This window comes from Ramlibacter pallidus (assembly GCF_015070875.1).
GTDB lineage: Bacteria > Pseudomonadota > Gammaproteobacteria > Burkholderiales > Burkholderiaceae_C > Ramlibacter > Ramlibacter pallidus.
Genome location: NZ_JADDIV010000002.1, coordinates 346,563 through 359,808 on the forward strand (window position 1 = coordinate 346,563; position 13,246 = coordinate 359,808).

The following is a 13,246-nucleotide window of genomic DNA, read 5'->3' on the forward strand; positions in this document are numbered from 1 at the left end:
TCCAGGGCGCCCTGGGTCCCCGCCGGCGCGGGGACGACGTTCAGTGCCGGAAGTGCCGCACCCCTGAGAACACCATCGCCACGCCGCGCTCGTCGGCAGCGGCGATGACTTCGGCATCGCGCATCGAGCCGCCCGGCTGGATCACGCAGGTCGCGCCGGCGTCCACCACCACGTCGAGGCCGTCGCGGAACGGGAAGAAGGCGTCGCTTGCGACCGCCGTGCCCTGCAGCGACAGCTTGGCGTGCTGCGCCTTGATGCTGGCGATGCGTGCCGAGTCCAGCCGGCTCATCTGCCCCGCACCCACGCCCATCGTCATGCCATCCTTGCAGAACACGATGGCGTTGGACTTCACGTACTTGGCGACCTTCCACGCGAACAGCAGGTCCTGCAGTTCCTGCGCGGTCGGCTGCTTCTTCGTGACCACCTTCAGGTCGGCCAACGCGAGCTCATGGTTGTCGGCGGTCTGCATCAGCAGGCCGGACCCCACGCGCTTGATGTCCATGAGGTTCTGGCCCTTGTCCCAGGGTTGGGCGCCGCCCGGCGGCAGCGCGATCTTCAGCAGCCGCACGTTGGCCTTGCCGGCGAAGGCCGCCAGGGCCTCCGGCGTGAAGTCCGGTGCCATCAGCACCTCGACGAACTGCTTGGCGACCGCCTGCGCACCGGCGCCGTCGAGCGGCCGGTTGAAGGCAATGATGCCGCCGAAGGCCGAGGTCGGGTCGGTCTGGAACGCCTTCGAGTACGCTTCCAGCGGATCCTTGCCGACCGCCACGCCGCAGGGGTTGGCGTGCTTCACGATCACGCAGGCGGGCGCGTCGAAGCTCTTGACGCATTCCCACGCGGCGTCGGCGTCGGCGATGTTGTTGTACGAGAGTTCCTTGCCCTGCAGCTGCTGCGCCATGACCAGCGAGCCGGGCGCGGGATGCAGGTCGCGGTAGAACGCCGCCTGCTGGTGCGGGTTCTCGCCGTAGCGCAGGTCCTGCAGCTTGACGAAGCGGCCGTTGGCCTGCGCCGGGAACGCCGCGCGGGAGCCGTCGTCCTGCAGCGACGACAGGTAGTCGCTGATCGCCGCATCGTAGTTGCTGATGCGGTTGAACGCGGCCACGGACAGCGCGAACTTCGTCTGCTTCGAGACCTGGCCGGAAGCCTTCAGCTCCTGGACCACCTGCGCGTACTGCGAGGCATCGGTGAGCACCGCGACGTCCTTCCAGTTCTTCGCGCCGCTGCGCACCATCGCCGGGCCGCCGATGTCGATGTTCTCGATCGCGTCCTCCAGCGTGCAGCCCGGCTTCGCCACCGTGGCCTCGAACGGATAGAGGTTCACCACCAGGATGTCGATGGTGGCGATGGCGTGCCGGTGCAGCGCCGCCATGTGCTCGGGCAGGTCGCGCCGGGCGAGCAGGCCGCCGTGCACCTTGGGGTGCAGCGTCTTCACGCGGCCATCGAGCATCTCCGGGAAGCCGGTGAGCTCCGCCACCTCGGTGACGGGCAGGCCGCTGTCGGCCAGCAACCTGGCGGTGCCGCCGGTGGAGAGGAGGCGCACGCCCAGGTCGTGCAGCGCACGGGCCAGGTCGACGATGCCGGTCTTGTCGGAGACGGAAAGGAGGGCGTTCATTTCAGGAGCTTGTGTTCGATCAGCTTCTTGCGCAGCGTGTTGCGGTTCAGTCCCAGCCATTCCGCCGCGCGGGACTGGTTGTTCTCGGCCTTGGCCATCACCACTTCCAGCAGCGGCTTCTCGACCACCTTCACCAGCATCTCGTACATGCCGTCCGGCTCCGTCCCGCGCAGGTCGCGGAAATACGCCTCCAGGCTGGCACGGACGCACTCCTCGATGTGCTTCTTGCTCATGCGTCGTTCTCTTCGTATTCCTCGGCCGCCACCGGCACCACGGCCGGCATCCGGTCCGTGCGCGCCGCCAGCGCGTCGAAGAAGCGTTCCACCGCGGACAGCTGCGTGAAGCTGTCCTCGATGGCATTCATCTGCGCGCGGAACGCTTCCCCCTCCGGAAGCGACCGCACGTACCAGCCGATGTGCTTGCGCGCGCTGCGCACGCCCGTGAACTCACCATACAGCGCGTAGTGGTCCTGCAGGTGCGCGGCCAGCGCCCTGCGCACCTCCTCCACCAGCGGCGGCGCGAGCTCGGTGCCGGTGGCGAGGAAGTGGGCGATCTCGCGGAAGATCCACGGCCGGCCCTGCGCGGCGCGCCCGACCATCACCGCGTCGGCACCGGTCGCACGCAGCACCTCGCGGGCCTTGCGCGGCGAATCGACGTCCCCGTTGGCCACGACCGGGATGCGCACCGCGGCCTTGACCGCCGCGATCGTGTCGTACTCGGCCTCGCCCTTGTAGCCCTGCTCGCGGGTGCGCCCGTGCACGGTGAGCATCTGCACGCCGGCCTGCTCGAAGGCCCGCGCCAGCGCCACGGCGTTGCGGTGGGACGCCGCCCAGCCGGTGCGCATCTTCAGCGTGACCGGCACGCCGTGCGGCAGGCAGGCCTGCACCACGGCGCTGGCGATCGCGACGGCGAGCGGCTCGTCCTGCATCAACGCGGAGCCCGCCCACTTGTTGCACACCTTCTTGGCCGGGCAGCCCATGTTGATGTCGATGATCTGCGCGCCGCGGTCGATGTTGTATTGCGCGGCCTCGGCCATCATCTGCGCGTCGGTGCCCGCGATCTGCACCGCGACCGGGCCCGGTTCGCCCTCGTGGTTCGCGCGGCGCGAGGTCTTGAGGCTGTTCCACAGGTCGCGGCGCGACGTCACCATCTCGCTGACCGCATAGCCGGCGCCGAACGCGCGGCACAACTGGCGGAACGGCCGGTCCGTCACTCCCGCCATCGGCGCCACGAACACGTTGTTCGCGAGGGTGTAGGGGCCGATGTGCATGGGAGGGGCGAAAGGGGCTGCCGAAAAAAGAGGCACGATTGTAGGCCCGCGGGATTTCAGCGCTTGAAAAGCATGGAGCTGTCCAGGACGGCCGCCGGCGGGCCTTGCGCGCTTACGATGCGCGCCGATGCAAGCGTGGTTCGATTCCCTCCTGGCGCTCCTGGCGCTGCCGCAGTACGGGCTCAGCAGCCTGTTCGCCGCCGCCTTCGTTTCCGCCACGCTCCTGCCGATCGGTTCGGAGCCGGTGCTGTTCGGGTTGCTCAAGCTGAACCCTGGCCTGTTCTGGAGCGCCATCCTCGTGGCGACCGCGGGCAACACGCTGGGAGGCATGCTCGATTGGTGGATCGGCTACGGCGCCCACAGCGTCGCCGACAAGTACAGCCATTCGCGCCACCACCTGAAGGCGCTCGACGTGCTGGAGCGCCTGGGACCGCGGGCCTGCCTGCTGTCGTTCCTGCCGATCGTCGGCGACCCGCTGTGCGCGGTCGCCGGCTGGCTGCGCCTGCCCTTCTGGCCGTGCGCCGGCTACATGCTGGTCGGCAAGTTCCTGCGCTACCTCGTCGTGACGGTGCTGCTGCTGCGCGTGTTTCCGCACTGAACGGTTTCCGCCGCGGCGACCTGGCCGGCCGCTTCGAAGGCGGCAAACGCCATGGCGAGCAAGGAAGCGCACAGCGCGGCTTCGTAGCAGTACAGGGCGCGCCGGCGCAGGCGCAGCGAAAGGCGGGGGAAGGAGGGCATGGCGGTCTCGGCTGGCGTGGAGCCGCCATGGTCCGCGCAAGCCGCGCGCATTGCAGTGATGTCTGCACGCGCCCGGCGGGCGTCGCCGGGTCGGTCAGCGCGCGGCGACCGTCCCGGTGTAGCTCAGGCTGCCGAGTTCGGCTTTCGCCTTCTCCGGCGTCTCCGGTTCCAGCACCACGCGACCCACCATCACGCCGAAGCCGATGGAGGACCGGATGTACTTCGTCTCGCCGGCCTGCAGGTTGAAGCTCACGGTCTTTTCGGTCTCGGTGCTGGTGCTCGCCACGTAGTTGCCCGCCGGGCGGTCCACGTAGAAGAAGCCCCCTGGCTTCGACTGGCCCACCACCTGGCCGCTGAGGCGGATGTCCGGCTGCACCGCGGCGCCCAGCATTGAGGCGGAGCGCAGGAAGTAGATGCGGCCGTGGCCGGCTTTCAGGCTGGGCATGCTCGATGCCATCTGGTCGTGCTTGACGCCGGTGGCGCAGCCGCTGACCAGCGCCAGCGCGGTGGCCGCGAAGGCCAGCTTGAGGAAACTCCGTCTCATCGTTTTGCTCCTGTGGAGGGTGGAAGGGAAAGCGGGGGAACGAGGGGTGAGTAGTTGCCCTCGCCCGGAAGATAGAAGCCCTGGACTGCGCCTGCGTGCACCACCAGCCAGGCTTCGTGCACTTGCCGGCCTTCGATGGCGAAGACGGTCCCGACCGGACGGTAGACGGCGCCCTGCGGCAAGGCACCCGCGAGGCGCCACAGGCTGCCCTTGGGAATGGCGCGCGTGTACCCGGTGGAGAGGCGGATCGGAAGTTCGGTGTCGAAGCGGAGTTCGGGGACGGCAGCCGGCGGCGCGGCGGCAAGCGGGTCCGCAGGCTGCACGGGCACGACGCTCGCACACCCGCCGAGCATTGCGCAGAGCAACAGCGCGCCGGCGGCGCGCGCGACTTCGAGATGCATGTTTCCCCCTCCGCTGTCTCCTGCCGGGACTTTGGAGGCAATCACGCGACACCGCAAGCGGCGGCGCTCCTGCATTCGGGGGAAACGTGGCGCGGCAGCCACGTGCAGGCCCCTCCTTTGGGAGGAGCCGTGCCGTCAGACGTTGAAAAGGAAGTTCATCACGTCGCCGTCCTTGACGACGTATTCCTTGCCTTCGCTGCGCATCTTGCCCGCGTCCTTCGCGCCCTGCTCGCCCTTGTAGGCGATGTAGTCGTCGAAGGCGATGGTCTGCGCGCGGATGAAGCCGCGCTCGAAGTCGGTGTGGATCACGCCGGCCGCCTGCGGTGCCGTCGCGCCGATCGCCACCGTCCACGCGCGCACTTCCTTTTCGCCCGCCGTGAAGTAGGTCTGCAGCCCCAGCAGCTTGAAGGCGGCGCGGATCAGCCGGTTCAGGCCGGGCTCGTCCTGGCCGATCTCGGCCAGGAACATCTTCTTGTCCTCCTCGGCCATCTCGGCGATCTCGGATTCGATCTTCGCGCAGATCGCCACCACCGGCGCGTTCTGCGTCACCGCGTACGCGCGCAGCTTCTCCAGGTGCGGGTTGTTCTCGAAGCCGCCTTCGTCGACGTTGCCGACGAACATCGCCGGCTTGGCGGTGATCAGGAACAGCGGCTTGAGCAGCGCCTTCTCGTCGTCGGTCAGCGACAGCGTGCGCACCGGGCGGCCTTCGTTCAGCGCCGCCTGCACCTTGGGCAGCAGCTGCACCATCTTCGCGGCTTCCTTGTCGTTGCCCGACTTGGCGGCCTTGCTGTAGCGCGCGAGCGTCTTGTCCACGGTGCCCAGGTCGGCCAGGCACAGCTCGGTCTGGATCACCTCGATGTCGGCGACCGGATCCACGCGGCCCGCGACGTGGATCACGTTCGCGTCCTCGAAGCAGCGCACGACGTTCACCACCGCATCCGTTTCGCGGATGTGCGCGAGGAACTGGTTGCCCAGGCCCTCGCCCTTGCTGGCGCCCGCGACCAGCCCGGCAATGTCGACAAACTCGACAATGGCTGGCACGATGCGTTCAGGCTTGACGATCCCGGCCAGCGCGTCCAGGCGCGGGTCCGGCAACTCCACCACGCCCACGTTGGGCTCGATGGTGCAGAAAGGATAGTTCTCGGCGGCGATGCCTGCCTTGGTCAAGGCATTGAACAAGGTGGATTTGCCCACGTTGGGCAAGCCCACGATCCCGCACTTCAAACTCATGTCAGCACCCGGTAGCGAAGCCCGAAAGTGTATGCGATGGTCCCCGGCCCGGTCGGCCGCGGTCCTGCTGGGCCTGGTGCTGTGCTGCCTCTCCGCCCCCGCCGCGGCCGAGACGTTGCTGCGCGACGCGGTCCCGTCCGTGGAGGCGTCCGCGCAGGCCCGGGCCTGGGTGGACGCGCGGGGCGACGCCACGGTGGCGCAGGTGCACCGCGGCGCCGGCACGCTGTTCCAGTCCCCGCCGCCCGGCGCCGTGCACCGCCTGTCCACCGAGGGCGCGCTCTGGCTGCACCTGCGCTTGCGGCGCGGCCCGGCGGAGCGCCAGGACTGGGTGCTGCGGCTGCCGATGTCCGTGCTCGACAAGGTCACGGTGCACCAGCAGGACGGCAGCGGCTGGCGCGCCGAGAGCGCGGGCGACACGCTGGCGGTCGACCGCTGGCCGGTGCGGGGCCGCTACCCCGTGTTCCGGCTCGACCTGCCACCCGGCGAAGCGCGCGACGTGTACGTGCGCATCCAGCACTCCACGCCCACCCAGTTCCCCATCGAACTCGTCACCGGCACGCACCACACGGAATCCGTGCAGCTGGATTACCTCGGCCTCGGGGCGGCGCTCGGGGCGCTCCTGCTGCTGATCGCCAGTTGCCTGGCCACCGGCTGGGTCTACCGGGACCGGGCCTTCGCCTGGTATGCCGCCTACGCGGCGCTGACCAGCCTGGCCATGTCGGCGTACACCGGCATCGCCAGCCAGTTCCTCTGGCCCGGTTTCGGCCTGCTGCAGGACGCTCCGACCAACATGCTGGCCTGCATCGCGGTGGGCGCCGCGGTGCTCTTCGTGCGCAAGACGCTCGGCCTGCGGCGGCGCCTGCCCACGCTGGACCGCCTGTGCCTGGTGCTCGGCGCGGCCGCGCCGGCGGCGGCCCTGCTCGCCCTGGTGGTCGGCAAGACGGCCTTCTACGCCGCCATGGGCGCCTACGTGTGCGTGGCCAGCTGCACGACGCTCCTGATGTCGGCCATGGCGTGGCGGCGCGGCGACACCGTCGCGCCCTGGGTGTTCGCCGCCCAGTTCCCGCTAGTGGCGGCCGTGGTCCTCACCGTCACCCGCAACCTCGGCTGGGTCGACCTGCCCTTCGTGCCGCAGTACCTGGTGATCCTGGCGCTGGGCATCGAGGTGCCGCTGCTGCTGGTGGCGCTGTTCATGCGCTCGCGCGATCGCCACAGCGCCGAGGTGCGCGAACAGGCGCTGAGCACCCACGACGCCCTGACCGGCCTGCTGGCGCCGCACCTGTTCCAGGACCGCCTCTCGCAGGTGGTCACGCGGTTCCGCCGCGACCAGCAGAACGCGGCCGTCATGTTCATCGACCTCGTGAACCACGCGCGCATCCGCGAGATCTACGGCAGCGCCGTGGCGGAGCAGAGCCTGCTGCGCAGCGTGATCAAGCTGCGCCGGCTGCTGCGCGACGTCGACACCGTGGCCCGCGTCGGGGAGGCGCGGTTCGCCGTGGTGCTGGAAGGCGCCATCGCGCGCTCTTCCGTGACGGACCGTGCCACGCGGCTGATCGCCGCGGGGCTGATGCCCTTGCCGGGGCTCAAGCCTGACGTGACGCTGCACTTCCATGTCGCCGCGCTCCTGCTCAGCGACCGCCCGATGGAAGCCGACGGGATCCAGGCCGCGCTCTCGGACCAGCTGGCCCGCATGTCGCGGCGCACGCGCCGGCCGATCCGCTTCATCGAGAAGGAACTGCCGCCCGCCGCCGCCGACGAGCCCGATTCGCAGTTCCCGAACGACGACGAGGGCGTGCCCGAGCGCGGGCTGGCGCCCGCGCCCTAAGGCGTCAGTCGAACTTCCAGTCCGCCAGCACGTCCTGGCCGACGCGCAGCTTGCAGCCGTCGCCCGCCAGCACGATGGCGTTCATCGCGAAGCTGATCGCGCCGCCCAGCACCTCGCTGCGGCGGTAGCCCTGCAGGGTGTCCGTGACGATGGGGTCCACGGCCGCGGTGGCCGGGTCGACGTTGGGGATCGGGCAGCGCGCACAGGGCTTCACCGCCTTCAGTTGCACCTCGCCCTCGGCCGTGGCGATGCGCATCACGTCCAGCCGGTCCTCGTCGTGGGCCTCGATGCCTTCCAGCACGATGTTGGGACGGAAGCGCTCCATGCCCACCGCCGGCCGGCCCTGCGCGGCCAGCTTCTCGTTCAGCTGCGCCAGCGACGCGGTGCTCGCCACCAGCACGGGATAGCCGTCGCTGAACTGGTTGAGGGCCTCGATGCCGTTGGTCCACTTCATGTTCGACAGGCGGCGGTGTTCCGGGTCGAAGCGCACCAGCCGCAGCGGCTGGCCGAGGAAATCCGTGAACCATTGCTCGGCCACCGCACCCATGTCGTAGGCCGGGACCTCGTCGTTCCACAGGCGCACCTTGACCGGCTCCTCCACCGTGTCCACCTTCAGGTGCAGCGCCAGCATGCCGGGCGCGCGCAGCACCACTTCGCTGCCGCGCAGCTGGGTGCGCACCAGCGCCATGCGGGGCAGTTCGCGCTGCGTGACGAACTCGCCGCGCGCGTCCACCACCATCCAGGCCCGGTCCAGGTCCAGCCCGGCGTCGGTGAGTTCGGCCTCCACCAGTTCGATGCCGGCGCAGGATTTCACGGGGTAGACGAACAGGCGGGCGATGCGGGCGGTGACTTCGGCGTTGCTCATGGGCGTGGGTGCGGCTTGGCGACAGGGGCTGGCGGATGCCAGCCGGGATTGTGCCCGGCTCCTACAATGCCCTCATGCCCGCTCCTCTCGACGTCTGTATCCGCGGCGCCGGCATCGTGGGCCGGACGCTCGCGCTGCTGCTGGCGCGCGACCGCCTGCGCGTCGGCCTGGTGGAGACGCCGCCCCCCGCCGAGGCCCGTGCCGACGTGCGCGCCTATGCGCTGAACGCCGCCTCCCGCGAACTGCTGCTGCGGCTGCGCGCCTGGCCGGACGACCCGCACGCCACGCCCGTGCTGGCCATGGACGTGCACGGCGACGACGGCGGGCGCGTGCAGTTCTCCGCCGCCGCCGAGGCGGTGGGGGCGCTGGCCTGGATCGTCGACGTCGAAGCGTTGCTCGCGCGGCTGGCCGAGGCCGTGCGCTACCAGCCGCAGGTCGAGGTCCTCTCCGCACCCCGCGACGCCGCGCTCACCGTCGTCTGCGAAGGGCGGGCGAGCGCCACGCGGGCCGAATTCGGCGTGAACTTCGAGGTCACCTCCTATCCGCAGCGCGCCATCGCGGCCCGCCTGGAATGTGAGAAACCGCATGGTGGCGTGGCGCGGCAATGGTTCGACGACGGCAACATCCTCGGCCTGCTGCCGCTCGGCGGCCCGTCGGGGAACTCGGCGGCGCTGGTGTGGTCGGTACAGGAGGCGCGTGCCGACGAGCTGCTGGCGCTGCCCGCCGCCGACTTCGAGGTGCGCCTGCAGGAGGCCATGGGTCACGAACTCGGCGCCGTGCAGCTCACCACCGAGCGCATGGCCTGGCCGCTGCAGCGCGCGCAGGCGGACCGCTGGTGCGGTGCCGGCTGGGCCCTGGCCGGCGACGCAGCGCACAACGTGCATCCGCTGGCCGGGCAGGGATTGAACCTCGGCCTGGCCGACGCGGAGACGCTGGCGCAGGTGCTGCACGGGCGCGAATACTGGCGCGGCCTGGGCGACGAGAAACTGCTGCGGCGCTACGAGCGCGCCCGCAAGCTGGACGTGCTGGCGATGGGCTGGACGACCGACGGCCTGCAGCAGCTGTTCGCGCAGCCTGCGGAACCTTGGGCGGTGTTGCGCAACTGGGGCATGCGCGGCTTCGACCGCAGCGGCCCGGTCAAGCGCTGGGTGGTGCGGCAGGCCATGGGCAACGGACGGAACCTCTTGAGAACGGGAAGAACATGAAGAAGAACACGTTGCGCGGCCTGCTGGCGACGGCGCTGCTGGCGGCGATGCTTCCGGCCGGTGCCAACACCGGCAGCCAGGCGCCCACCGTGGCGAACGCCGCCGCGCAGGTGCCGCCGGCCGTGGAAAGCGCGCTGCGCCGCACGCTCGCCGAGCGCCTGCCGGGCGCCGGCCGCGTCGACGAGATCCGCCGCACGCCGATGGCCGGGCTGTACGAGGTGCGGATCGGCTCCGACATCCTCTACACGGACGCCGAAGGCAACCACCTGATCCAGGGCGAGATGATCGACCTGCGCAACCGCCGCAACCTCACCGAGGAAAGGGTGGAGAAGCTGATGGCGGTCGACTTCGACGACCTCCCGCTCAAGGACGCCTTCGTGATGGTGCGGGGCAACGGCAAGCGCAAGGTCGCCGTGTTCGAGGATCCGAATTGCGGCTACTGCAAGCGCTTCGAACGCGACCTGCAGAAGGTGGACAACGTCACGGTCTACCTGTTCCTGTACCCGATCCTCGGGCCGGACTCCACGGAGAAGTCGCGCAACATCTGGTGCTCCAGGGACAAGGCGCGCGCCTGGCTGGACTGGATGATCCGCAACGAACCCGCCGCCCGCGCCGACGACAAGTGCGATGCCGGCGCGCTCGCCCGCAACACCGAGTTCGGCAAGCGGCACCGGATCACCGGCACGCCCACGCTGATCTTCACCAACGGCACGCGGGTGCCGGGGGCCATCGGCCCGGCGGACCTCGAGAAGCTCCTGGCGGCCGGCGGCAAGTGATCGCGTCGCGCCACGCCGGCCCGCACTACCGCGTCGAGGCCGCGGACCCGGCGGCCCACCTGTTCCAGGTCACGCTGACCATCGCGCAGCCGCAGGCGGCCCAGCGCGTGTCGCTGCCCGCGTGGATCCCCGGCAGCTACCTGGTGCGCGAGTTCGCCCGCCACCTGCAGAAGCTGGGCGCGCGGCAGGACGGCAAGACGGTCGCGGTGCACCAGCTGGACAAGGCCTCATGGCAGGTGGACTGCGTGGCGTCCAGCCCGCTGGTCCTCACCTACGAGGTCTACGCCTTCGACAACTCCGTGCGCACCGCGTGGCTCGACAGCCAGCGCGGCTTCTTCAACGGCACCAGCCTGTGCCTGAAGGTGCACGGGCAGGCGCAGGAACCGCACGAGCTGGAACTGGTGGCGCCCCGGGCCTATCCGCATTGGGAAGCCGCGACGGGGCTGGAGCCGCTCAAGACCGGCAAGCGCGGTTTCGGCACCTACGTCGCCGTTGACTACGACGAACTGGTCGACTGCCCGGTGGAGCTCGGCGCCTTCTTCAGCGCGGAGTTCCGCGCCTGCGGCGTGCCGCACCGCATCGTGGTCGCCGGGGCGACGGAAGCCTTCGACGGCGACCGCCTCGTCGCCGACACGCAGCGCATCTGCGAACAGCAGATCCGCTTCTGGCACGACCGCCGCAAGCCGCCGTTCAAGAGCTACGTGTTCCTGCTCAACACGGTCGACGACGGCTACGGCGGGCTCGAGCACCGCAATTCGACGGCGCTGATCGCCGGCCGCCGCGACCTGCCGCGCCGGGGCGACACGCGCATGAGCGAAGGCTACGTCACGCTGCTGGGCCTCATCAGCCACGAATACTTCCACACCTGGAACGTGAAGCGGCTGCGTCCGGCGGAATTCGCCTACTACGACTACAGCGGCGAGAACTACACCCAGCTGCTGTGGTTCTTCGAGGGCTTCACCAGCTACTACGACGACCTGCTGCTGCGGCGCGCCGGCCTCATCGACGACGCCACCTACCTCAAGCTGCTGACCAAGACCGCCAACCAGGTGCTGCAGACGCCCGGCCGCGAGGTGCAGTCGGTGGCGCAGGCCAGCTTCGACGCCTGGGTGAAGTACTACCGGCAGGACGAGAACACGGCCAACGCCACGGTGAGCTACTACACCAAGGGCGCGCTGGTCGCCCTGTGCTTCGACCTCACGATGCGCCTGGAAGGCCACACCACCCTCGACGAGGTGATGCGCGCGCTCTGGCTGCGCTGCAAGTCCGGGCCGATGGCCGAGGCCGATTTCGCCGCGGTGCTCAAGGAGCTCGGCGGCCGTTCGTACAGCCGCGAACTGGCCGCGTGGGTGCACGGCACGCGCGAGCTGCCGCTGCGCGAACTGCTGGAACGGCACGGCGTGCAGGTGATGGACGAGCCGGCGCAGCTGCAGCAGCGGCTGGGCGTGCGCGTGAGCGAATCGCAGGGCGTCGTGCTGAAGAACGTGCTGCGCGGCGGCGCCGCCGAACAGGCGGGGTTCGCCGCGAACGACGAATGGGTCGGGGTCGAAGTGGCCGGCAGCGCCTGGCGCCTGTCCAAGCTCGACGACCTGCTGCTCTATGCCGGCAGCCACCGCAAGGTCACGGCCATCGTCGCGCGCGACCGCCGGCTGCTGCGGCTGGAACTGGGCATCCCCGCGGCCGTCACGACCTGGCGGCTGGTCCTGCGCGACGCCTCGCGCGCCCAGCAGTGGTACGCCGCGCAGCACTGAAGCTGGCGCTGCTCGCGGCGCTGGTGCTCGCCGGCCACCTCGTCGCGCTGGAGTGGCTGGGCCGCCAGGCCGACGCCATCTCCGGCATGCCGCGGATGGCGCCGCCGATGTTCACGCGCATGCTGCGGCCGGCTACGCCGCCGCCGGTGGTGTCGATCGCGCCGGCACCGGCCGCCGTGCCGAAGCCGCGAGTGGCGCCGCGTCCCAAGCCCGCGGCGTCCGCCGCGCAGGAACCGGCCGAGGTGCAGCCGGCGGCCGCCGAACCGCCGATTCCGCCGGAGGAACCCGTGGTCGCGCAGCCTCCCGAGCCCGCCGCATCGGCGGCCGCGGCCGCGGCCGTCGCCGCATCGCCCGCGGCGAGCGCCGCCACCACGGACAGCGCGGCCCTCGACACCTGGCCCACCGACACGCGGCTGAACTACCGGCTCACCGGCCACTGGCGCGGCCCGCTGCACGGCAACGCGCGCGTGCTGTGGCAGCGCGAGGGCGACAAGTACCAGGTGCGGCTGGAGGTGACGATCCACCTGCTGGGCGACCAGGCGCTCACGAGCCAGGGCGAAGTCACGCCGCAGGGCCTGGTGCCGCGCGCCTACGAGGAGCTGCGCCCGGGCAAGCGCCGGTTCGCGCAGTTCGGCGACCAGGTGCTGGTGTTCGAGAGCGGACGCACGGCAAAGCGGCCGCCCGGCGTGCAGGACACCGTCAGCCAGTTCGTCGAGCTCACGCACCGCTTCGCCACCGGCCGCGAGGTGCTGGAGGTGGGCCGCAGCGTCGACATCTGGCTGGCGCGTCCCAGCGCCGTGGACCTGTGGACCTACGACATCGTCGCGCGCGACCTGCTGCAGACCGGCAGGCTCGGCGTGGTGGAGGCGTACCACCTGAAGCCGCGGCCGATCGCCAACCCGCGCGGCAACATCACCGCGGAGATGTGGTTCGCGCCGAACCTGCTGTACCTGCCGGTGCGCATCAAGGTGGTGATGGGCACCGAGGCCTGGCTCGACCTCGTGGTCGAGCACATCGAGCAGCGCTGAA

13 protein-coding genes are annotated in these 13,246 nt (G+C 70.4%); 6 read left to right on the forward strand and 7 right to left on the reverse strand.

Annotation, left to right across the window (positions count from 1 at the left end):
• Positions 1 to 40: 40 nt before the first annotated feature.
• From purH to dusB, 3 genes are read right to left on the reverse strand one after another with little or no spacing between them, the layout of a single operon-like run.
• On the reverse strand, positions 41 to 1,612 hold the full coding sequence (gene purH / locus IM787_RS06555; RefSeq protein WP_193675839.1) for a bifunctional phosphoribosylaminoimidazolecarboxamide formyltransferase/IMP cyclohydrolase: 1,572 nt from the start codon (positions 1,610 to 1,612) through the stop codon (positions 41 to 43).
• A complete protein-coding gene (locus tag IM787_RS06560) occupies positions 1,609 to 1,845 on the reverse strand; it encodes a Fis family transcriptional regulator (protein ID WP_193675840.1) in 237 nt (78 codons plus the stop codon). The genes purH and IM787_RS06560 overlap by 4 nt, the downstream gene beginning before the upstream one ends.
• Positions 1,842 to 2,882: a tRNA dihydrouridine synthase DusB gene (gene dusB, locus IM787_RS06565; RefSeq protein ID WP_193675841.1), complete on the reverse strand. Its 1,041-nt coding sequence runs from the start codon at positions 2,880 to 2,882 to the stop codon at positions 1,842 to 1,844. The genes IM787_RS06560 and dusB overlap by 4 nt, the downstream gene beginning before the upstream one ends.
• 127 nt (positions 2,883 to 3,009) lie before the next feature.
• Between dusB and IM787_RS06570 the strand changes: the two genes are divergently transcribed.
• Positions 3,010 to 3,480, forward strand: coding sequence for a YqaA family protein (locus IM787_RS06570; protein ID WP_193675842.1), 471 nt, complete (start codon positions 3,010 to 3,012; stop codon positions 3,478 to 3,480).
• Between the two features lie 234 nt (positions 3,481 to 3,714).
• On the opposite strand, the gene IM787_RS06575 is transcribed toward IM787_RS06570, so the two are convergent.
• The 3 genes from IM787_RS06575 to ychF form a co-directional block, all read right to left on the reverse strand.
• Complete coding sequence (locus tag IM787_RS06575; protein WP_193675843.1) at positions 3,715 to 4,164, reverse strand: DUF2846 domain-containing protein; 450 nt, start codon at positions 4,162 to 4,164, stop codon at positions 3,715 to 3,717.
• A complete protein-coding gene (locus IM787_RS06580) occupies positions 4,161 to 4,565 on the reverse strand; it encodes a hypothetical protein (RefSeq protein ID WP_193675844.1) in 405 nt (134 codons plus the stop codon). The genes IM787_RS06575 and IM787_RS06580 overlap by 4 nt, the downstream gene beginning before the upstream one ends.
• A 135-nt stretch (positions 4,566 to 4,700) precedes the next feature.
• The gene (gene ychF / locus IM787_RS06585; protein WP_193675845.1) at positions 4,701 to 5,795 is read right to left on the reverse strand and encodes a redox-regulated ATPase YchF; all 1,095 of its coding nucleotides are present in this window, start codon (positions 5,793 to 5,795) and stop codon (positions 4,701 to 4,703) included.
• A 31-nt stretch (positions 5,796 to 5,826) separates the two neighbouring features.
• Here ychF and IM787_RS06590 point away from each other — a divergent pair, with 31 nt between their 5' ends.
• Positions 5,827 to 7,620, forward strand: a complete 1,794-nt coding sequence (locus IM787_RS06590; protein ID WP_193675846.1) for a sensor domain-containing diguanylate cyclase — start codon at positions 5,827 to 5,829, stop codon at positions 7,618 to 7,620.
• Positions 7,621 to 7,624: 4 nt separating this feature from the next.
• Here the strand turns inward: IM787_RS06590 and IM787_RS06595 are convergent, their stop codons facing one another.
• Positions 7,625 to 8,485, reverse strand: a complete 861-nt coding sequence (locus tag IM787_RS06595; RefSeq protein ID WP_193675847.1) for an MOSC domain-containing protein — start codon at positions 8,483 to 8,485, stop codon at positions 7,625 to 7,627.
• Positions 8,486 to 8,559: 74 nt separating this feature from the next.
• Between IM787_RS06595 and IM787_RS06600 the strand changes: the two genes are divergently transcribed.
• From IM787_RS06600 to IM787_RS06615, 4 genes are read left to right on the forward strand one after another with little or no spacing between them, the layout of a single operon-like run.
• Positions 8,560 to 9,690, forward strand: a complete 1,131-nt coding sequence (locus tag IM787_RS06600; RefSeq protein ID WP_193675848.1) for an FAD-dependent monooxygenase — start codon at positions 8,560 to 8,562, stop codon at positions 9,688 to 9,690.
• Positions 9,687 to 10,466 (forward strand): DsbC family protein, encoded by a 780-nt coding sequence (locus IM787_RS06605; protein ID WP_227494149.1) that lies wholly within the window; start codon positions 9,687 to 9,689, stop codon positions 10,464 to 10,466. The genes IM787_RS06600 and IM787_RS06605 overlap by 4 nt, the downstream gene beginning before the upstream one ends.
• Entirely contained in the window at positions 10,463 to 12,217 is a 1,755-nt protein-coding gene (locus IM787_RS06610) for a M61 family metallopeptidase (RefSeq protein WP_193675849.1), read from the forward strand. The genes IM787_RS06605 and IM787_RS06610 overlap by 4 nt, the downstream gene beginning before the upstream one ends.
• Positions 12,196 to 13,245 carry a DUF3108 domain-containing protein gene (locus tag IM787_RS06615; RefSeq protein WP_193675850.1) on the forward strand — a complete coding sequence of 350 codons (1,050 nt, stop codon included), beginning with the start codon at positions 12,196 to 12,198 and terminating at the stop codon, positions 13,243 to 13,245. Before IM787_RS06610 ends, IM787_RS06615 begins: the two co-directional genes overlap by 22 nt.
• Position 13,246 lies beyond the last annotated feature (1 nt).